This is a genomic window from Microbacterium sp. LMI13-1-1.1 (genome assembly GCF_040815625.1).
GTDB classification, from domain to species: Bacteria; Actinomycetota; Actinomycetes; order Actinomycetales; family Microbacteriaceae; genus Microbacterium; species Microbacterium forte.
In genome coordinates this window covers 1,160,674-1,181,091 of the sequence record NZ_JBFPNL010000001.1, presented here as the reverse complement: position 1 = coordinate 1,181,091, position 20,418 = coordinate 1,160,674, and the positions used below count along the sequence as shown (strand labels likewise).

Genomic DNA, 20,418 nt, shown 5'->3' with positions numbered 1-20,418 from the left:
CAGCATAGAGAAAGGCGGGGCCGGTGGATGAACCACCGACCCCGCCGCGAAGCCCTGACGAGTCAGGCTCCGAATGGATTACTTCTCGTATCCCACGTTCTCCACCGGCGTGATGCCGAAGAGGTCGAGGCCCACGTAGGGCTCGGGCGTGAGGTTGGCGAGACCCTCCTTGACGGTCCAGATCTCCGGGCCGTTGAGAACCGGGATGACGCCCCAGGTCTTCGCGAAGATCTCGGACTCCATCTCCATGGCCTTCTTGGTCTGCTCGACCGGGTCGGAGATCGTCTCGAGCTCATCGTGGATCATCTTGTCGATCTCCTCGGTGCCGGTGCCCGAGAGGTTCAGGCCGCTGTCCGAGCAGTACAGCTGGCAGAACCAGGCAGCACCGAACGGGTCGGACGACGTGAAGTTGAGGAAGAAGATGTCACCGTTCTGCGTGGTGTAGTCCTCTGCGAAGTCCGCCGACGGACGCTGGTCGATGACGACCTCGACACCGACCTCCTTCAGCTGAGCCTGAACCGCGAGCGTGCGGGCACGAGCGGTCTCGGTGTCGGAGTGGTTCGGGAAGACGAGCGACAGGCGCTGGCCGTCCTTCTCGCGGATGCCGTCGGCACCGGCGACCCAGCCGGCCTCATCGAGGAGCTTGTTGGCGCCCTCGGTGTCGCCGTCCTTGCGCCCGGCCTCTTCCAGCGCGTTGATGTAGTTCGGCTGGAACGAGAACAGCGTGAGGGAACCGGCGGGCTCCTCCGTGTAGTTCAGACCGTTGAAGACGATGTCCTTGACCTGCTCGATGCTGATGGCCTCGAACACGGCCTTGCGGACCTCGAGGTCGGCCAGCACGGGGTTGGTCGAGTTCAGCGTGAAGATCGCGTTCGCGGTGGCCTGGCCCTTGTAGGTCTTGACACCTTCGAGGCCCTCGACCTGTGCGAGCAGCTCGGCGCTGCCGGTCTCGGCCATGTCGACCTCGCCGTTGCGCAGTGCGTTGACCGCCGCGGTCGGCTCCATCTGGATGAAGGAGACCTTGTCGAGCAGCGGAGCGTTGCCCCACCACTTCTCGTTCGGGACGAGGGTGACGACGCCGCCGGTCTTGTCGAAGTTCTCGACCGTGTAGGGGCCAGCGCCCCACTCCGGGTGCCAGTCGCCGAGGAAGGCGGTGTTGAAGAGTTCAGGCGTGTTGACCGCCGGGTGCAGCAGCTGCGAGTAGACCATCTCGGGCCAGGCGAACTCGCCCTTGAAGGTGACGATGACGTCGCGGTCGTTCTCGCCGGCCTCGACGGACTCGATCTCCTTCCAGCCGTCGGTCGCGTTCGGCTGGTACTCCTCGTTCTCGCCGTTCTGGGCTTCCCAGGTGGCCTTGAACGCGGTGACGTCGATCGGCGTGCCGTCGTTCCAGACCGCCTTCTCGTTGACCTTGAAGTGCAGGACGGTCTTGCCGTCCTCGACACCGAAGGAGTAGTCGTCGAGGTACGCGTCGTTCTTCTTGACGGTGCCGTCAGGATCCATGAGCAGGATCTGCGGGCGGAACCACGTGCCGACCTGCGTGACGCGCGCGTCGCCGTCGCTGTGGAAGTAGTTCAGCTGCTCGGCGATGTTCGAGATCGGGATGCGGAGCTCGCCACCCTCTGCGAGGTTCTCGCGGGGCTGCGGGTTGTAGTCCGCGCCCTCGACCGTCTGAGCTTCGCCTTCGCCGTTGTTGCCGCCGCCGTTGCCTGCCGGTGCACACCCGCTCATGACGAGTGCGAAGGCGGCGCCGAGAGCAGCGATGCCCATCAGCTTCTGATGCCGTTTCATGGTACTCCTTAGTGCCTGTCGGCCTTACTTGGGATAGGGGCAGACTAACCCCGCAACTCGCGGGCGAAACCCCAGGGACACGGAACCGTTACCGGACTGTGCACATCGGTAAACAGGTCAGCTGGCGGCGATCGCCTCGGCGTCGAAGCCTTCGACCGGGAGGATGATCCGCTCGCGGGTGCGCTCGATGTCAGGGTCGGGAATCGGGATCGCCGACAGCAGCGCCTTCGTGTACGGATGCTGCGGATCGTCGAACACCTGATCGACATCACCGTGCTCGACGAACGATCCCTTGTACATCACGGCGACCCGGTCGGCGATGTGCCGCACGACCGCGAGGTCATGGGCGACGAACAGATACGACAGGCCGAGCTTGGCCTTCAGCTCGTCGAGCAGGTTGATCACGCCGGCCTGGATCGAGACGTCGAGCGCCGAGACGGGCTCGTCGAGCACGACGATCTTGGGGTTCGTCGACAGTGCTCGTGCGATGCCGATGCGCTGACGCTGGCCGCCCGAGAACGCCTGGGGGAATCGATCGCTGTGCGCGGGGTCGAGACCGACGAGCCCCATGAGCTCTTCGACACGATCGAACACGTCGTCCTTGCTCATGCCGATTGCCAACATCGGCTCGGCGATGATGTCCCAGACGGTCATTCGAGGGTCGAGTGCCCCCATCGGATCCTGGAACACGATCTGCAGGTCGCGGCGGAGCTTGCGCTCCTCTGCACGGTTCTTGATGTCGGCGACGCTGGTGCCGCCGATCCGGATGTCGCCGTCCTCCTGCTCGACCAAGTCCATGATCTGCAGCAGCGTCGTGGTCTTGCCGCTGCCGGACTCGCCGACGATCGCGAGGGTCTCACCCTGGCGGATGTCGAAGCTGATGCCCTTGACAGCGTGCACCTCGCCGACCTTGCGCTTGAAGAAGGCACCCTTCATCAGCGGGAAGATCTTGTTGAGGTTGACCGCCTCCAGCGTGATCGGGCGATCCTCGCGCGGCACCTTGGCGAGCGTGCTCTCGGGGATCTCGGGGATCGGGAACACCGGCAGCCCGCCGATCTTCCCATCGTCGTCGATGTCGTTCGCGCGGATGCAGGCGACCGAGTGATCGGTGTGCCCGCTCGTGGTGATCGGCAGCAGGTCGGGCTCACGCTCACGGCACGCATCGATCGCGATCGGGCAGCGCGCCGCGAACGGGCACGCCTCCGGCAGGTTGATCAGCAGCGGAGGGTTGCCCTTGATCGGGATCAGCGGCACCTTCTCGGTCTTGTCGACGCGGGGGATGGCTCCGAGCAGGCCGATCGAGTACGGCATCCGGGTGCGGTAGAACAGTTCGCGCACCGGTGCGTGCTCGACGGGCTTTCCCGCGTACATCACAAGCACGTCGTCGGCGGTCTTCGCGACGACTCCCATGTCGTGGGTGATGATGATCATCGCGGCGCCGGTCTCCTCCTGCGCCTTCTCCATGAGCTCGAGGATCTGCGCCTGGATGGTGACGTCGAGCGCGGTGGTCGGCTCGTCGGCGATGATCAGCTTCGGATTGTTGGCCATCGCGATGGCGATCACGACGCGCTGGCGCATGCCGCCGGAGAACTCGTGCGGGAACGCCTTCATCCGGCGCTCCGCCTCGGGGATCCCCACGAGCTTCAGCAGCTCGACCGAGCGGTCCCAGGCATCCTTCTTCGACAGTCGACGGTGCACGGTGAGCGCCTCGATCAGCTGGTCGCCGATCGTGAAGACCGGAGTGAGCGAGGTCAGCGGGTCCTGGAAGACCATGGCCATGCCGTTGCCGCGGATCACCGAGAGCTGCTTGTCGGACTTGCCGAGAAGCTCCTGGCCGTCGTAGACGATGGAGCCGCTGACCTTGGCATTGTCGTCGAGCAGGCCCATGATCGCGAGCGAGGTGACGGACTTGCCGGAGCCGGATTCGCCGACGATACCGAGCGTCTTGCCCGCTTCGAGATCGAAGGAGACGCCACGCACGGCGTCCACGCGACCAGCTTCGGACGGGAAGCTGACCTTGAGGTCTCGGACCGAAAGAACAGTACTCATGCGCGACCTCCAGCCGCCGAGGTCGGATCGAGGGCGTCGCGCAGACCGTCGGCGATGAGTGCCATCGAGACGGTGAGCAGCGTCAGCGCCGCCGCGGGGAAGTAGAACAGCCACGGCGCACTCACGAGCGTGCTCGAGCCGTAGCCGATGAGCGCACCGAGTGAGACGTCGGGCAGCTTCACACCGAACCCGAGGAACGACAGGGCGGTCTCGGTGAGCACCGCCGAGACGACGCCGAGGGTGAAGTTGATCACCAGCAGTGAGCCGATGTTCGGCAGCATGTGGCGGATCACGATCCGCATGCCCGACAGACCGGCGTAGCGGGCGGCGTGGACGTACTCGCGCTCGCGGATCGACAGCGACAGCGTCCAGATGACGCGTGCGGGGAAGAACCATCCGACGATGAAGATCATCACGAGCGAGATCACGAGCCAGTTTCCGCCGGCGTCGTTCGAGATCATCGCGAGGATGAGGAAGTTCGGCACGACCATCATGAAGTGGATGATGGCGAGCATGATGCGCTCGTAGCGTCCGCCGAAGTACGCGGCGGTCGCACCGACGATGGCCGAGACCACGGTCGTGCCGATCGCCACCAGCGCAGCGATCATCATCGAGCGCTGGAGGCCTACGGCGACCTGCGCGAAGTTGTCGTTGCCCGATCCGTTCGTCCCGAACCAGTGCTCGGCCGACGGCCCCGTGCGCAGCGCGAGGAAGTCGAGGTCGGTGTGCGAATAGGGCGAGATCAGCGGACCGACGATCGCGAAGACCACCAGCAGGGCGAGGATGACGACGCCGATCAGCGCGCCGCGGTTGCGCATGAAGCGACGCGTGTACAGCGTCAGCATCGAAGTGCGCTTGCGGTTCTTCGGCTTGTCTGCGATTTCGGGGGAGACCCCGATGCTTTCCAGAGCCATCAGCTCACCCGCACTCTCGGATCGAGGACGACGACGGCGATGTCGGCGAGGATCGCGCCGATCGCGGTCATCAGGGCGCCGAATGCCGCGACCGCGACGACGCCGTGGATGTCGTTGTTGTTGAGGGTCTGGATGAAGTAGCGCCCCATCCCGTTCCAGTTGAAGATCGTCTCGGTCAGCACCGCACCCGTGAAGACGGCCGGGATGGTGAACGCGACCTGCGTCGTGACGGGGATCAGCGACGTTCGCAGAGCGTGCTTGCGGATCGCCTGCTGCTTGGTCAGCCCCTTCGCCCGCGCGGTGCGCACGTAGTCGGCCTTGATGTTGTCGAGCAGCAGCGAGCGCTGGAGGAAGTGGATGCCGGCATACCCCGTGAGTACGAGGGCCAGCGTGGGGAGGGTCAGATGCTGCAGCACATCGACGAGCACGGGGAAAAAGCCCTCCACCCCCTGACTGGACGAACCCACCACGTAGAAGACGGTCGTGCCGACCGCGTTGTTGAAGTTGATCGCCAGAAGGACCAGAGCGAAGCCGGCGACGACGGTGGGGATGTTCATCGTGATGATGCTCGTGCCCTGACCGATGCGGTCAGCGAGCTTGTACTGCCGCGAGGCGGTGTACACGCCGAGGGCGATGCCGAGGATCGTCGTGATGATCGTCGCACCGAGGACGAGCTCGGCACTGATCCAGACGCGGTAGGCGACCTGCTCGTTGATCGACTCGCCCGTCGGGCTGAGACCCCAGTTCCAGTGGAAGAGGATGTTGGAGAACCAGGTCCACCACCGCTCGATGAGAGGCACCGACTCGCTGAGGTTGCGAGGACCCAGCAGATTGTCGATCTGATCGGCTGACAGCGGTGGACGCCGTCCGACGTAGTTGTTCTCAGGGTCGAGGTACAGCCACGCGAGGAAGTAGGTGATGTTCGTCGCGATGACGATCATCAGCACCCAACCCAGCAGGCGGCGCAACAGATACTTGATCAAGGTGATGATTCTTTCTCTTTTACAGACGCACGCGGGATCCGCCGACGCAACGCTGAGCCGGGAAGACAGTCAATCACCATCAGCCGATCTGCGCGACACGACGCCTCCACTTGGTCTGTGACGGAGTCTTGTCGCTCACGGGATCCGGTGTCACGGATGGCTCCCGGGCAACCTCGGCAGAATATCACCGGATCGGACGAAGCGGGCATTAGTCGCGCCTCACCGTAGAATCGTCAGGACATGTCACCACGCGCCCTCACTCCGCTTCAGCCTGCCGCGACGCCTTCGGCGCAGATCCGCAATTTCTGCATCATTGCGCACATCGATCACGGCAAGTCGACCCTCGCCGACCGCATGCTCCAGATCACCGGCGTGGTCTCGGACCGTGACATGCGCGCGCAGTACCTCGACCGCATGGACATCGAGCGCGAGCGCGGCATCACCATCAAGAGCCAGGCCGTGCGGATGCCGTGGGAGATCGACGGCGAGACCTTCGCGCTCAACATGATCGACACCCCGGGGCACGTCGACTTCACGTACGAGGTGTCACGATCTCTCGCCGCGTGCGAGGGAGCGATCCTGCTCGTCGACGCTGCCCAGGGCATCGAGGCCCAGACGCTCGCGAACCTCTATCTGGCGCTCGAGAACGATCTGCACATCATCCCGGTGCTGAACAAGATCGATCTGCCGGCGGCCGATCCCGACAAGTACGCCAAGGAGCTGGCATCGCTCATCGGCGGCAAGCCGGAGGACGTGCTGCGGGTTTCGGGCAAGACCGGTGTGGGGGTCGAGGAACTGCTCGATCGCCTGGTCAAGGAGATCCCGGCGCCCGTCGGCGATGCCGACGCCCCGGCCCGAGCCATGATCTTCGACTCCGTCTACGACGCCTACCGAGGCGTGGTCACCTACGTCCGCATGATCGACGGCAGTCTGTCACCGCGCGAGCGCATCCAGATGATGTCCACGGGTGCTACCCACGAGGCGCTCGAGGTCGGCGTGTCGAGCCCAGAGCCGGTGCCCACCAAGGGTCTGGGCGTCGGCGAGGTCGGCTACCTCATCACCGGCGTGAAGGACGTGCGGCTCTCCAAGGTCGGAGACACCGTCACGACGGCGCGCAGGCCAGCGACCGAGGCCCTCGCCGGCTACACCGACCCGAAGCCCATGGTCTTCTCGGGCATCTACCCGATCGACGGCAGCGACTACGCGGAGCTGCGCGAAGCGCTCGACAAGCTGAAGCTCTCCGACGCCTCGCTCCAGTACGAGCCCGAGACGTCGGTCGCCCTCGGGTTCGGATTCCGATGCGGTTTCCTCGGCCTGCTGCACCTCGAGATCATCACCGAACGTCTCGAGCGCGAGTTCGGTCTCGACCTCATCACCACCGCTCCCAGCGTGATCTACGAGGTGCTCACCAGCGACACCGGCGAGACCGTGACGGTCACGAACCCGAGCGAATACCCCGACGGGCGCATCGGCTCCGTGTCCGAGCCCATGGTCAAGACGGCCATCCTGCTGCCCAAGGACTACGTCGGCACCGTCATGGAGCTCTGCCAGTCGCGCCGCGGATCGCTCCTGGGCATGGAGTACTTCTCGGAGGAGCGCGTGGAGCTGCGCTACATGATGCCGCTCGGCGAGATCGTCTTCGATTTCTTCGATCAGCTCAAGTCGAAGACTCAGGGTTATGCGTCGCTCGACTACGAGCCCGCCGGACAGCAGGAAGCGGACCTCGTGAAGGTCGACATCCTGTTGCAGGGCGACAAGGTCGATGCGTTCAGCTCGATCGTGCATCGCGACAAGGCCTACGCGTACGGCACGCTCATGACGGAGCGACTGCGCAAGCTGATCCCTCGCCAGAACTTCGAGGTGCCGATCCAGGCCGCCATCGGCGCCAGGATCATCGCCCGCGAGACGATCAGAGCGCTGCGCAAGGACGTGCTCGCCAAGTGCTACGGCGGTGACATCAGCCGTAAGCGCAAGCTCCTCGAGAAGCAGAAAGAGGGCAAGAAGCGCATGAAGATGGTCGGACGGGTCGAGGTCCCCCAGGAGGCGTTCATCGCTGCACTCTCGGGAGATGTCGAAGGCAAGGAAAAGAAGTAGGAGCTCTGCGGGTCGGGCGGTTCCGGCGCGTACAGGGTGATCCTCCAGGGAACGGGAAGTAGGCTCGAAAACATGCGGCGCGGGACTTTCCGAGACGACACGGTGGACTATGCGGCCGTGGGTGCGACCCACGCGCCCGACCTGATGCAGTACCCGCCGGAGCGCAGCATCCCTGCGGAGAACTCCTGGCGGATCGGCAGCGGTGTCGAGCGGTTCCAGTCCGCGGGCGAAGCACTCCTCACCTGGACGGCGCAGCGCGCCTCAGGTCTGAGCGTCGATGATGTCCGTCCGGCCCCCGGCCCCGCGTACGCCGGAGTGAGCTTCGATGCCGAGGGAAATCCGATCGCCCCGAGCAAGAACGACGTCGAGCAGCGTTTCGATGCCGAGGGAACTCCGTTCGCAGGGCCAGGGATGACTCTTCGTCTGCATGGGCGTGTGAGTGGGATGCGAGCGGATGCCGAGCTCCGCGTGATCTCGGTGACCGAGGAGAAGCGACGGATCGGCTTCGTGCTCGGCACCGTCGGCGGGTCGGTCGTGCGGGGCGAGGAGTCGTTCGACATCGACTGGCGCGAAGACAACGACGAGGTCTGGTTCACGGTGCGGGCGTTCGACGCCCCCAACTCCCTGCTCTACCGCGTCATCCCGCCTCTCGTGAAGCGTCGCCGACGCGAGCTCTTCGCGCGCTATCTGCGGGCGATCTCGCCGCTGTACGCGACCCCCGTCTGATGGCCGCACCTCTCTGATGGCCGGCCCGCTTCCTCTCGGCGATCCGGCACCGGCCGACGGCCGTCTTCCGTCCGATCTGCCGATCGATCGCGCCGTGCCTTTCTCGGCCTATCTGCACGTCCCGTTCTGCCGGGTACGCTGCGGCTACTGCGACTTCAACACCTACACGTCCGGCGAGCTCCGAGGCGCGAAGCAGGAGGACTACGCCTCGACGCTGATCACGGAGATCGACCTCGCGAGACGCGTCCTCGCGGACGCTGGCGCGCTGCGCCCCATGGACACGGTGTTCTTCGGCGGAGGCACGCCCACCCTGCTGCCGGCCGGCGACCTCGCCCGCATGCTCGACGCTGCGACAGATGCGTTCGGGCTGGTCGACGGGGCAGAGGTCACGGTGGAGGCGAACCCCGATACGGTGACGCCGGAAGTCGCTCGAACCCTTGCGGATGCCGGGGTCACGCGGCTGTCGATCGGCATGCAGTCGGCCGTTCCCCATGTGCTCGCTGCTCTCGACCGCACCCACCGGCCCGAGAACGTGACGACAGCCGTCGCGGCAGCGAAGGATGCGGGTCTCGCGGTCAGCGTCGACCTGATCTACGGCGCGCCGGGGGAGTCGCTGGCCGACTGGGAATCTTCGATCGAGGCGGCGCTGGCACTCGAGTCCGACCACATCTCGGCCTATGCGCTGATCATCGAGGACGGCACCAAGCTCGCCCGGCAGATCCGCCGGGGCGAGGTGCCGTCGCCGGACGACGATCTGCAGGCCGACATGTACGAGCTCGCCGATGCGCGTCTCGCGAGGGCGGGCTTCGAGTGGTACGAGATCAGCAACTGGTCTCGCAGCGTGGACCAGCGCTCGCGACACAACCTCGCATACTGGCGGGGAAGCGACTGGTGGGGGTTCGGCCCCGGCGCGCACAGCCATGTCGCTGGTCTGCGGTGGTGGAACGTCAAGCACCCGGCCGCCTACGCTCAGCGTCTCGCGGCCTCGGAGTCGCCCGCGGCGGGCACCGAGCGCCCCGACGAGGAGTCCACGATGCTCGAGCGGGTCCTGCTCCTGAGCCGGATCCGCGAGGGGATCGCGGTCGCCGACCTCCAGGCAGACAAACGCACCAGGGTCGCCGGCCTGATCGCGGACGGACTCGTCGACCCGGCCGCCGCCGTGCGCGGACGCGTTCAGCTCACTCTGCGCGGTCGGCTGCTCGCCGACGCCGTGGTTCGCGCACTCACCGACTGAGCAGAGACGCGCGCTACGGAAGCAGGTCGAGCGCGTCGGTCCGTCGCTGCGGCACCGTGGCGCTGTCGGTGTCGAACAGGCGGGTGGTGCGCTCCGCACCGAAGACCGGCCAGCCGGGGTCTCCGGTCTTGATGAAGGAGACCCACGCGGAGTGCATCTCATCGGCGAGCCCCTGCGGCGCCTCAGCGCCTGCGAGGCGCTTCGCCTCGGGGTCGCCGAGGCGATCGAAGACGAACCCCAGCTCGAGCGCGTGCGCGGCACGCAGGTCGCGGACGGGACTCCGCCACGCGAACTCGTAGACGTAGGTCGGTGCCGTGCGCGCCCTCGCCAGCGTCGTCAGCGGCCCTCGCAGCATGATGTCGGTCGCGAGCTGGCCGAAGATCTCGCCCGTGGTCGCGCCGGGAAAGGCCGAGCGATAGGCGGCCACCGCTCGGCGGGGGATCCGCAGAGCGAGTCGTCCGAGCAGCAGCTTCATCTCGCTGATCCGGGCGAGGGCTGCGGGCGGGAACCAGAGCCGGTACTCGTCGGTGTTGCTCCCGATGAGGAGCGGCACGTCGGCGCCGGCGAGGACCTCGTGCGGAGAACGCGGCAGAGACCCGGCATCCACAGCGAACTGGAATCCTGGTGCTCCGCCGAGCGGAGATGACCCTGCGGCCTGCTGGCGCCGTGCCTCCAGCAGCTGCTCGGGGGAGACCGTAGCGAAACCCGCTCGGTCGGCGGCGACTCCGAGCCGCTTGGCGAGCTGCGCCGTGACGCGGCCGGCCTTCTTCGCCGTCTGCGCTTCGAGCGGCCCCGACTCGATGATGGCCCGCGCGATCCGCGCCCGAGACGAATCGTTCGCGAGGAGCCCCGCGACGATCGCACCGCCCGCGGACTCGCCCATGACCGTGATCTGCTCCGGCTCTCCGCCGAAGGAGGCGATCTCGCGGTGCACCCAGGCGAGTCCCGCTGCTGCATCCTGCAATCCGAGGTTCCGGGGAGCGTCCTCGAGCACGGAGAATCCCTCGGATCCCAGGCGGTAGTTGATCGACACGAAGACGATCCCGGCGCGTGCGAAGCCGGCGCCGTCATACAGCGGGATGGCTGCGGTGCCTCGTTCGAGCGCGCCACCGTGGATCCAGACGACGACCGGGGCGCGGTCGGCGTCCTGAGGCGTCCAGATGTTGGCGGAGAGGATGTCGTCGCCGGGAATCTCGACCGAGCCCAGCAGCTCGCCGATGGCACCGGGGTAAGGACGCTGAGGCGCGGTCGGCCCGAACGCCGTGGCATCCCGGATGCCGTCCCATGAAGGAGCCGGCTGGGGCTCGCGGAAGCGATTCGGTCCGAGGGGTGCCGCCGCGTACTGGATGCCGAGGAAACGCCGAACACCATCGACCACCTCGCCGCGCACGATTCCGGCGGAGACCGCGACCTGTGGGGCGACACTCATACCCGTCATCGTATGGCGATCAGCATGTGGTCGGCACGGGCGGGTAGAATTGGCACTCGTAGCCAGTGAGTGCCAGAGGGAGGGAGTTGCGATGGTCAGTGAAAGAGGCCTCCGGGTTCTCCGCGCGATCGTGCAGGACTACGTCGAGACCCACGAGCCCGTCGGCAGCAGGTCGATCGTCGACCGCTACTCCTTCGGTGTGTCGGCTGCGACGATCCGCAACGACATGGCACTCCTCGAAGACGAAGAGCTGATCGCCGCCCCGCATACGTCGTCCGGTCGCGTTCCCACCGACAAGGGGTATCGCGTCTTCGTCGACCACCTCGCGCAGCTGCGGCCGCTCTCGGTCGCCCAGCGCACAGCGATCGAGTCCTTCCTCACCGCTCCCTCTGATCTGGACGACCTGATGGTGCGCACCGTCCGGGTGCTCACGCAGCTCACAGGTCAGGTCGCCCTCGCGCAGTACCCGTCGTTCGCCCGCGCGCACCTGACGCATCTCGAGCTCGTGGCGCTCGCTCCCAATCGGCTGCTCATCGTGCTCGTCACCGACGCGGGCGGCGTCTCGCAGCGGATCGCCCCCTTGCCCGTCGATGTGGATGATGCCGACATGGCACTGCTCCGTGCGCGCCTGTCTGCGCTGATCACCGGGCGGGCGGTGAGCGATGCGGCTGAGCGGCTGCAGACGCTGCTCACCGACGATGAGCATTCGCACGACATCGTGCTTCGTGCACTCGCGACCATCGTCATCGACGAGCTCGGCGCGTTCCGTCAGGAGCGCCTGGTGATGGCGGGTGCGGCGACCCTCGCGAAGCGCGAGCAGGACTTCCGCGGCAGCATCCATCCCATCCTCGAGGCGATCGAAGAGCAGGTGACTCTGCTGCGCCTGATGAGCGAGATGGAGGCGGACTCTCACGGCCTCGCAGCCAGCATCGGCACCGAGAACGCGTCATTCGGACTCGGCGAGGCATCGATCGTCGCCAGCAACTACGCCGCCCCCAGCGGCACGGCGCGCGTCGGCGTGATGGGGCCGACGCGCATGGACTATCCGAGCAATCTCGCGGCGGCACGGGCGGTTGCCCGCTACCTGTCGCGGATGCTCGACGAAGACGAGGCGGCCCGCTGACGCGGCCGCCCAGATGACAGCACACGCAGAAGGGCCATTGTGGCAGACCACTACGAGGTACTCGGCGTCTCTCGCGACGCCTCCACCGATGAGATCAAGAAGGCGTACCGGCGCCTCGCCCGTCAACTCCACCCCGACGTGAACCCGGGTGAAGACGCCGCTGAGCGGTTCAAGCTCGTGACGCACGCCTATGACGTGCTGAGCGACGACGACTCCCGCCGCCGCTACGACATGGGCGGGGGAGACGGAGCGGCGAACGACTTCGGCGGGTTCGGCGGCTTCGGAGACATCTTCGAGACGTTCTTCGGCGCAGGCCAGGGCGGCGGGCGCGGAGCGCGTCCGCGGTCACGGCGCGAGCGCGGCCAGGACGCCCTGGTGCGCGTGACCCTCGATCTCGGCGACGTCGTCTTCGGCGCCCACCGCGACATCGAGGTCGACACGGCCGTGCTGTGCGAGACCTGCAACGGCTCCTGCTGCCAGGAGGGAACGTCGCCCGTCACCTGCGACATCTGCGGCGGTTCCGGTCACGTTCAGCGTCAGGTGCGGAGCCTGCTCGGCAACGTCGTGACGTCTCAGCCCTGCGGCACCTGCGAGGGCTACGGCACCACCATCCCGTACCCGTGCGGCACGTGCGGAGGACAGGGTCGGGTGCGCTCACGCCGTACCGTCTCCCTCGACATCCCTGCCGGCGTCGAGACCGGACTCCGTCTTCAGCTTCCCGGCTCCGGCGAGGTCGGCAAGGCCGGCGGCCCGAACGGCGACCTGTACGTCGAGGTCTCCGTCAACCCGCACCCCTCCTTCAGCCGTGACGGCGACGACCTGCTCGCCACACTCGAGGTGTCGATGCCCGATGCCGTCCTCGGCACCGAGACGACCATCCAGGGGCTCGACGGCGAGGTCGATCTCGAGATCCGCTCGGGCGTGCAGTCGGGCGACGTCCTGACCATCAAGGGCCGCGGCATCACTCCGCTGCGAGGAAACCAGCGGGGCGACCTGCGTGTCGGCGTGCAGGTGGTCACCCCGACCAAGCTGGACTCTGCGCAGCGCGCGCTCATCGAGGACTTCGCGAAGAAGACGAAGGCGCCGGGTCCGCAGCTGGCGCAGTTCCAGCAGGGTCTGTTCTCGAAGCTTCGCGACCGCTTCCGTTCGCACTGATCCGGACGGCGATCATGGCACTCCACTTCCTCGTCGAGAACTCCTCGGATGCCGCGGTCGGCGACCTCGTGTCGCTCACCGGGGCTGAGGCCAAGCACGCCGCGGTCGTCCGGCGGCTCCGCGTCGGCGAGGCGGTCACGGTCGGCGATGGTGCAGGGGTGTGGCTCACCGGCGTCGCCGAGGAGGTATCACCGTCTCGGGTCGAGGTGCGCGTGTCGGTCCGATCCGAAGAACCCGCACCGCATCCGCGGATCGTCCTCGCGCAGGCTCTGGCGAAGGGCGACCGCGACGAGCTGGCGGTGCAGGCGGCGTGTGAACTCGGGGTCGACGAGATCGTCCCGTGGCAGGCCAGCCGCAGCGTGTCCCGTTGGGAGGGGCCGAAGGCCGTCAAGGGGCGCGAACGCTGGTCGACGATCGTCCGAGAGGCCGCCAAGCAGGCGCACCGCGCCTGGGTTCCCGAGGTCTCGCCTCCGGCGACGACGGCAGATCTCGCGGTGCGTGCAGCGTCTCAGCGCCTGCTGCTGCTGGATCCGGGCGCATCGACGCGATTGTCCGACCTCGAGCCGGACGCCCGCGACATCGTGCTGGTCGTCGGCCCGGAGGGCGGGATGTCCGATGAGGAGCTCACGAAGCTCTCCGACGCCGGTGCGGAACGGGTCCTCCTCGGGGAGACGGTACTGCGCACCTCCACCGCGGGTCCTGCGGCGATCGCCGTGCTCTCGGTGGCGCTCGGCCGCTGGTGAACGAGGGGACGGGCCGCGCCGGGCTGCGGTCAGTAGACTGAGAGCATGTCCGAGCCCTCGATCTTCACGCGCATCCTCAACGGCGACATCCCGGGTGAGATCCTGCTGGACACCGGCCGGGTGTTCGCGATTCGCGACATCAACCCGCAGGCACCTCTGCACGCGCTCGTGGTTCCCAAGACCGAGGACTACCGAGACGTCACCGAGCTGGCTCAGGGCGACCCGGGGCTTCTCGCCGAGATGGTCGCCGCGGCCAAGCAGCTCGCCGCAGAACATGCGAACGGCGAGTACCGCCTCATCTTCAACAACGGCGCGAGCGCCGCCCAATCCGTCTTCCACGTGCACGCCCATGTGCTCGCCGATATCGAGGAGAACAAGCTCGTTGGCTTCTGACGAAAACGACCCTGTCACCGCATCCGACACCGCTGTCGAGAAGATCTATGCCGACGGCGTCGCCATGGTGCAGCTGCTCGGACCGCAGGACCGCCTGCTGCGGATGCTCGAGAAGGAGCACCGCGACGTGCAGGTGCTCGTCCGCGGCAACGAGATCACGCTCACGGGCACGGCGGACGCCGTCGCGAAGGCGAAGAGTCTCGTCGACGAGCTGATGACCATGACCAAGGCCGGCCACGACCTCGCTCCCAGCGACGTCACGAGCTCGGCGCGCATGCTCCGCAACGACGGAGGACCCCGCCCGAGCGAGGTGCTCGGCGAGGCCATCCTGTCGACTCGCGGCAAGGTCATCCGGCCCAAGACCCTGGGCCAGAAGGAGTACGTGGACGCGATCGAGGAGAACACGATCGTGTTCGGCATCGGTCCGGCCGGAACGGGAAAGACCTATCTGGCGATGGCGAAAGCCGTCCAGGCGCTGCAGCGCAAGGAGGTCACCCGGATCATCCTGACGCGCCCCGCTGTCGAAGCTGGAGAGCGTCTCGGCTTCCTCCCCGGCACTCTCACCGACAAGATCGACCCGTACCTGCGTCCGCTCTATGACGCGCTCAACGAGATGATGGACCCCGAGATCGTCCCTCGCCTGATGGCGACGGGGACCATCGAGGTCGCGCCGCTCGCGTACATGCGCGGCCGCACGCTGAACGACTCGTTCGTGGTTCTCGACGAGGCGCAGAACACGACGCCCGAGCAGATGAAGATGTTCCTCACGCGTCTCGGCTTCGGCTCGAAGATGGTCGTCACCGGTGACATCACTCAGGTCGACCTCCCGCAGGGATCCTCGGGGCTCCGCCTCGTGACCCGGGTGCTGGACGGCATCGACGACATCCACTTCGCACGACTCACGAGCGACGACGTCGTGCGGCATTCCCTCGTCGGACGCATCGTCGACGCGTACAGCGAGTACGACGAGCGCCGCACTGCGCAGCGCTTCGAGCGCGAGCAGGCCGCGGAGTTCGCCAATCGCGCCGACCGCCGAGGCGCACAACGACCAGGACCCCGGGACCGGATGCCGAAGCGAGGCCTCTCCTGATGAAACGAGCACAGTCATGATCGAGATCAACAACGAGTCGGCGATCGACGTCGACGAGACCGTGCTGCAGCGGCTGACCGACTTCAACCTGGCGCAGATGCACGTGAGCCCGGATGCCGAGGTCGCGATCGTCCTCGTCGACGAGGGCGCCATGGAGGCACTTCACGTGCAGTGGATGGACGAGCCGGGTCCGACCGACGTTCTCAGCTTTCCGATGGATGAGCTGCGCCCCGGCACCGAAGATCGCCCCACGGCACCAGGGCTGCTCGGAGACATCGTGCTGTGCCCTCAGGTCGCCGAGGCCCAGGCGCAGGCAGCCGGCCACACTCTGATGGATGAGCTGATCCTGCTCACCACGCACGGTCTGCTGCACCTCCTCGGCTTCGATCACGCCGAGCCCGAAGAGGAGCGCGAGATGTTCGGACTGCAGAAGGAGCTCATCCAGGGCTTCGCCGCGGCTGAACGTCGACGATGACCGCCGCTCTCCTGCTCGCAGGCGCTGTTCTGCTCGTCGCATTCGGCGGGCTCATGGCGGCGATCGACGCGGCCTTCGGGGTCACGTCGCGTTCGGACATCGAGGAGATGGGCGCCGAAGGGCGCAACGGCAGCCAGCTGCTGCGGATCGCGGCTGACCCGGACGCACACGTCAACGCCGTCGCGTTCATCCGCGTGCTCGCCGAGACGGCAGCCGCCGTGCTCGTGACGGTCGCGTTCAGCATCCTGTTCGACAACATCTGGTGGGCGATGCTCGCAGCGGCTCTGCTGATGACGGGCATCAGCTTCGTGCTGGTGGGGGCGAGCCCACGTTCCTTCGGCCGGCATCACGCCGAAGGCATGCTCCGCGCGAATGCGCGGATCGTCCGCGGGCTTCGTATCATCCTCGGGCCGCTCGCCCAGGGACTGGTTCTCCTCGGCAACCGGGTCACCCCCGGACGCGGCCGCAGCTCGTTCACGTCCGAGGAGCAGCTGCTCAGCATGGTCGACGAGGCCGCCTCGAACGACCTGATCGAGGCCGACGATCGCGACCTCATCCACTCGGTGTTCGACTTCACCGACCAGTTCGTCCGTGCCGTGATGGTGCCCCGCACCGAGATGGTGACGGTCGATGCGACCGCGACGACGAGCGAGGCCATGACGCTGTTCCTGCAGCGTGGTGTGTCACGCATGCCGGTGGTCGACGACGACGCCGACGACGTCGTCGGCGTGCTGTACCTGAAGGACCTGGTGCTGTTCGCCTTCCGCGATGAGAACGCCTGGCGCACGGCGTCCATCCGCCCCATCTCGCGTCCGGCGACCTTCGTGCCCGAGTCCATGCGCGCCGAGACGCTGCTTCAGCAGATGAAGCGCGACGCCGTGCACGTATGCCTCGTGATCGATGAACACGGAGGCATATCGGGCCTCGTGACCCTGGAGGACCTCATCGAGGAACTCGTCGGCGAGATCTCCGACGAGTACGATCAGGTCTCAGCTGAAGTCGTCGAACTGGGCGACGGACGCTACCGCGTGAGCTCCCGACTCTCGCTGGAGGACGTCGGCGATCTGTTCGGTCTCGAACTCGAGGACGAGGACGTGGACTCCATCGGCGGTCTGCTGGGCAAGGCACTGGGCCAGGTTCCGCAACCGGGATCGACGGCGACGGTGGAGGGGCTGACCCTCACCGGCGGCGCGTCTCGAGGGCGCGGCCGCGGAATCGCGACCGTGTTCGTCGAACGCGCGGCAGACGACGCGGATTACGCCGCAGATGAGAGAGACGGAAACGATGACTGAGCAGACGCGGAGCGGGTTCGTGACCTTCGTGGGGCGCCCGAACGTCGGAAAGTCGACTCTCACGAATGCGCTGGTCGGCGAGAAGATCGCCATCACGAGTGAGAAGCCGCAGACGACCCGCCGCGCGATCCGCGGGATCGTGAACCGCCCCGCGGGGCAGCTCGTCATCGTCGACACCCCCGGCATACACAAGCCCCGTACGCTTCTGGGCGAGCGACTGAACGACCTCGTCGAGCAGGTGCTCGGCGATGTCGATGTGATCGGCTTCTGCGTGCCGGCGACCGAGAAGGTCGGACCGGGCGATCGCCGCATAGCTGCTTCGCTCGACGGATACCGTCGCGCCAAGAAGATCGCCATCGTCACCAAGACCGATGCCGCGAACCGCGACGAGATCACCGAGCGTCTCCTGGAGGTCGATGCACTGCGCGAGGACTGGGATGCGGTGATCCCAATCTCGGCGCTCACGAACGACCAGCTCGAGGTCCTCGCGGATGAAGTCCTCTCCCTCATGCCGGTGGGCCCCGCCCTCTACGGCGAGGGAATCACGACCGACGAGTCCGAAGAGGATCGCATCGCCGAGATGATCCGCGAGGCGGCGCTCGACGGGGTCCGAGACGAGCTTCCCCACTCGATCGCGGTCGTGATCGACGACATCGCCCCCCGCGAAGGAACTGACCTGACCGATGTGCATGCGTCGATCGTGGTGGAGCGCGACAGCCAGAAGGCGATCATCATCGGTCACAAGGGCAAGCGTCTGGCCGACGTCGGACGCCGTGCCCGTGCCGGCATCGAAGAGCTCCTCGGCACGAGGGTCTTCCTGGGCCTGCACGTCAAGGTCGCGAAGGAATGGCAGCGCGACCCGAAGCAGCTCGGCCGCCTCGGCTTCTGACATGCGACTCCGAGACGCGACGCGGATCGGGTGCTCCGGCGGACGAGAGAGATGAGCGCCCGCGGTGAGAACCGTGAGACCCAGAGGGACGAAGCCTTCACCCGGCTCTTCGACGCCAACTGGGCGGCGGTCAGGCATCATGTCGAAGGAGTGGTCGAGGACCCCGCTGAGGTGACGGAGATCGTCTCCGAGATCTTCCTCCTGGCATGGTCCCGGCTCGTTCCGACGAAGCCGATGGATCGGATCTGGTTGATCCGGGCGGCCGATCGGGTGCTCGGAGGGCGATCGGGTCGGTCGACGCTGCGGCGCACGGCCATCGACGCCGTGCACGGTGGTGTGTCCGGCGAGAAGGACCCGCCTGCCCTGGCCACTCGCGCGAGGGTGCTCGCAGCTCTGGGTGTCCTCACCGGGCGTGAGCGGCGTATCATCATGCTGACGTACTGGGATGGGCTCGCAGTGGGGGAGATCGCCGAGTTGCTGCGCAGCCCGCGTATCCGGGTACGGAAGACGCTCTCGCGTGCACAGGCGAAGTTGTGTGCGGAGCTCGGACTGGAGGGGCGGAGGGATCATGACGGATGACCATGCTCTGCTCGAACGCGTCCTGACGGAGGCCGATCCCGCCCGGACGCCACGCGATGCGAAGCCGGACCCCGCGGCGGAGCGGACAAGGGATCGGATCATCCGCACCGCTTCGAAGCCTCGGCCTCAGCGGAGGCGTGCTCTCGGATGGGCTTCCGGCATCGCGATGGCGGCCGCGGCCGTGGTCGTGGCCGTCGCCGTCCTGGTTCCCCAGGGGGCGGCGGTCGCAGGCTCGCCCGCACCCCTGGACTTCGCTGCAGGGGAGGGCACGGCCGAGACGCTCGACACGGCGCAGGCGACGCTCAGCGCGACGCCTGGACCTGCCGATCCGGAGCGCGTCGTGAGGTCGGCGACGTGGGGGCTGGACATCAACGGCAGCACCGGGGCGACGAAGGTGGTCCCGCAGCTCAACACCCTTCGCTGGGAACCCGACCTCTCGGGGCGGATGGTCTCGGTGAGGGGTGTGCCGTATGACCCGACCGACGCGTCTGCGAACGTCGGCGCGGAGATCAGCAGCTCGGGCGAGGTCGTCGTAGACCTGCCCATCGAGCCCGGTCAGTTTTCCACCCCCGTTCCCGACGTCTTCGGCGATTCCCGCGAGGACGTGTCCGCAGCCCTCATGGCGTTCGGTATGCCGTCGGATCCGACCGGGTCCGAAGTCGTCGCCGCTGCGACATCGGTGCTCGAGCAATGGACCCTCACGAACGCCCAGGAGTCGCAGGTGCTCGACATCCTCGCGGATGCGGACGGAGTGGAGGCGCTCGGCACGACCGCCGACCGCCTGGGACGGCAGGCCGCAGGACTGCGAGTGATCACGACGGACGGGGCTGCGAGCGACGTCGTGCTCCTGTCTCTCGACACCGGGAGGATCATCGGCGTCGAGCGGACCAACCTCATCGCGAACGATCTGATGGCCGGTGGCGCGATCATCTCGTACACGATGTGGGACGTCGATGAGGATCTCGTGAAATGAGACGTCGGGGGGTGCTCGCCGCAGTCGTCGGCGGATTGCTCAGCATACTGATGCTCGGCGCTCCGGCATTCGCGGACGCCGGAGCCGACACGGGCGAGAGCATCGACCCGCTGATCCTCGACGTGATGGCGGAGGTTCCCGGCGGGGTGATCGTCGATGCGCAGCATGCCGTGTGGCCCAGGCTGGGGATGGATCTCGTCGTGCTGGAACAGCGCAGCGCTGTCTCGGCGGCTTCGGTGGGCAGCTGCGTCACAGGCACCGTGTGCGTCTACACCGGATCGTCGTTGAGCGGCGCGAAGTTGAGCTGGACCATCTGCGGGATACTCTCGATCCCGTCGTCGTTCTCGGCGAAGTCGATCGCGGATGCGCGGTCGGCGGGCTATGCCCAGGCACGCAACAACTCCACGGTGCTCGCCACCGCACCCGCAGGAGGGTGGGCCAACATCGCCGGAACGGCGACCAATGTCCGGTGCGTCTTCTGAGGGT

The 20,418-nt window shown here is 66.9% G+C and carries 19 protein-coding genes; 14 read left to right on the top strand and 5 right to left on the bottom strand.

Annotation, left to right across the window (positions count from 1 at the left end):
• Nucleotides 1–78 precede the first annotated feature (78 nt).
• From MRBLMI13_RS05805 to MRBLMI13_RS05790, 4 genes are all read right to left on the bottom strand, one after another.
• Nucleotides 79–1,791 carry an ABC transporter family substrate-binding protein gene (locus tag MRBLMI13_RS05805; protein ID WP_367819803.1) on the bottom strand — a complete coding sequence of 571 codons (1,713 nt, stop codon included), beginning with the start codon at nt 1,789–1,791 and terminating at the stop codon, nt 79–81.
• Between the two features lie 117 nt (nt 1,792–1,908).
• Nucleotides 1,909–3,840 (bottom strand): ABC transporter ATP-binding protein, encoded by a 1,932-nt coding sequence (locus MRBLMI13_RS05800; RefSeq protein WP_367819805.1) that lies wholly within the window; start codon nt 3,838–3,840, stop codon nt 1,909–1,911.
• Nucleotides 3,837–4,754, bottom strand: a complete 918-nt coding sequence (locus tag MRBLMI13_RS05795) for an ABC transporter permease (protein ID WP_042537660.1) — start codon at nt 4,752–4,754, stop codon at nt 3,837–3,839. The genes MRBLMI13_RS05800 and MRBLMI13_RS05795 overlap by 4 nt, the downstream gene beginning before the upstream one ends.
• Nucleotides 4,754–5,737, bottom strand: coding sequence for an ABC transporter permease (locus MRBLMI13_RS05790; protein WP_042537659.1), 984 nt, complete (start codon nt 5,735–5,737; stop codon nt 4,754–4,756). Before MRBLMI13_RS05790 ends, MRBLMI13_RS05795 begins: the two co-directional genes overlap by 1 nt.
• A gap of 240 nt (nt 5,738–5,977) precedes the next feature.
• Here MRBLMI13_RS05790 and lepA point away from each other — a divergent pair, with 240 nt between their 5' ends.
• The 3 genes from lepA to hemW all read left to right on the top strand — a co-directional run bounded on the left by lepA (nt 5,978) and on the right by hemW (nt 9,791).
• On the top strand, nt 5,978–7,831 hold the full coding sequence (gene lepA / locus MRBLMI13_RS05785; protein WP_079112964.1) for a translation elongation factor 4: 1,854 nt from the start codon (nt 5,978–5,980) through the stop codon (nt 7,829–7,831).
• A 72-nt stretch (nt 7,832–7,903) separates the two neighbouring features.
• Nucleotides 7,904–8,557, top strand: coding sequence for a DUF1990 family protein (locus MRBLMI13_RS05780; RefSeq protein WP_042537657.1), 654 nt, complete (start codon nt 7,904–7,906; stop codon nt 8,555–8,557).
• A 16-nt stretch (nt 8,558–8,573) separates the two neighbouring features.
• Entirely contained in the window at nt 8,574–9,791 is a 1,218-nt protein-coding gene (gene hemW / locus MRBLMI13_RS05775; RefSeq protein ID WP_367819808.1) for a radical SAM family heme chaperone HemW, read from the top strand.
• 13 nt (nt 9,792–9,804) lie between these two features.
• On the opposite strand, the gene MRBLMI13_RS05770 is transcribed toward hemW, so the two are convergent.
• Nucleotides 9,805–11,220 carry a carboxylesterase/lipase family protein gene (locus tag MRBLMI13_RS05770; RefSeq protein WP_367819810.1) on the bottom strand — a complete coding sequence of 472 codons (1,416 nt, stop codon included), beginning with the start codon at nt 11,218–11,220 and terminating at the stop codon, nt 9,805–9,807.
• A gap of 91 nt (nt 11,221–11,311) precedes the next feature.
• Between MRBLMI13_RS05770 and hrcA the strand changes: the two genes are divergently transcribed.
• The 11 genes from hrcA (at nt 11,312) to MRBLMI13_RS05715 (ending at nt 20,414) form a co-directional block, all read left to right on the top strand.
• A complete protein-coding gene (gene hrcA / locus MRBLMI13_RS05765) occupies nt 11,312–12,343 on the top strand; it encodes a heat-inducible transcriptional repressor HrcA (RefSeq protein ID WP_042537651.1) in 1,032 nt (343 codons plus the stop codon).
• Nucleotides 12,344–12,382: 39 nt separating this feature from the next.
• On the top strand, nt 12,383–13,498 hold the full coding sequence (gene dnaJ, locus MRBLMI13_RS05760) for a molecular chaperone DnaJ (protein ID WP_042537649.1): 1,116 nt from the start codon (nt 12,383–12,385) through the stop codon (nt 13,496–13,498).
• Nucleotides 13,499–13,512: 14 nt separating this feature from the next.
• A complete protein-coding gene (locus tag MRBLMI13_RS05755) occupies nt 13,513–14,241 on the top strand; it encodes a 16S rRNA (uracil(1498)-N(3))-methyltransferase (protein ID WP_367819813.1) in 729 nt (242 codons plus the stop codon).
• Between the two features lie 45 nt (nt 14,242–14,286).
• Nucleotides 14,287–14,634, top strand: coding sequence for an HIT domain-containing protein (locus tag MRBLMI13_RS05750; protein ID WP_042537645.1), 348 nt, complete (start codon nt 14,287–14,289; stop codon nt 14,632–14,634).
• A gap of 64 nt (nt 14,635–14,698) precedes the next feature.
• Entirely contained in the window at nt 14,699–15,724 is a 1,026-nt protein-coding gene (locus tag MRBLMI13_RS05745; RefSeq protein WP_367821318.1) for a PhoH family protein, read from the top strand.
• 16 nt (nt 15,725–15,740) lie between these two features.
• Nucleotides 15,741–16,199, top strand: coding sequence for an rRNA maturation RNase YbeY (ybeY, locus tag MRBLMI13_RS05740; RefSeq protein ID WP_042537641.1), 459 nt, complete (start codon nt 15,741–15,743; stop codon nt 16,197–16,199).
• On the top strand, nt 16,196–17,491 hold the full coding sequence (locus MRBLMI13_RS05735) for a hemolysin family protein (RefSeq protein WP_367819816.1): 1,296 nt from the start codon (nt 16,196–16,198) through the stop codon (nt 17,489–17,491). The genes ybeY and MRBLMI13_RS05735 overlap by 4 nt, the downstream gene beginning before the upstream one ends.
• A complete protein-coding gene (gene era, locus MRBLMI13_RS05730; RefSeq protein ID WP_200933779.1) occupies nt 17,484–18,380 on the top strand; it encodes a GTPase Era in 897 nt (298 codons plus the stop codon). The genes MRBLMI13_RS05735 and era overlap by 8 nt, the downstream gene beginning before the upstream one ends.
• A 51-nt stretch (nt 18,381–18,431) precedes the next feature.
• Nucleotides 18,432–18,959, top strand: coding sequence for an RNA polymerase sigma factor (locus MRBLMI13_RS05725; RefSeq protein WP_367819818.1), 528 nt, complete (start codon nt 18,432–18,434; stop codon nt 18,957–18,959).
• Nucleotides 18,949–19,932, top strand: coding sequence for a hypothetical protein (locus MRBLMI13_RS05720; RefSeq protein WP_367819820.1), 984 nt, complete (start codon nt 18,949–18,951; stop codon nt 19,930–19,932). The genes MRBLMI13_RS05725 and MRBLMI13_RS05720 overlap by 11 nt, the downstream gene beginning before the upstream one ends.
• The gene (locus MRBLMI13_RS05715; RefSeq protein WP_367819822.1) at nt 19,929–20,414 is read left to right on the top strand and encodes a hypothetical protein; all 486 of its coding nucleotides are present in this window, start codon (nt 19,929–19,931) and stop codon (nt 20,412–20,414) included. The genes MRBLMI13_RS05720 and MRBLMI13_RS05715 overlap by 4 nt, the downstream gene beginning before the upstream one ends.
• Nucleotides 20,415–20,418: the final 4 nt, after the last annotated feature.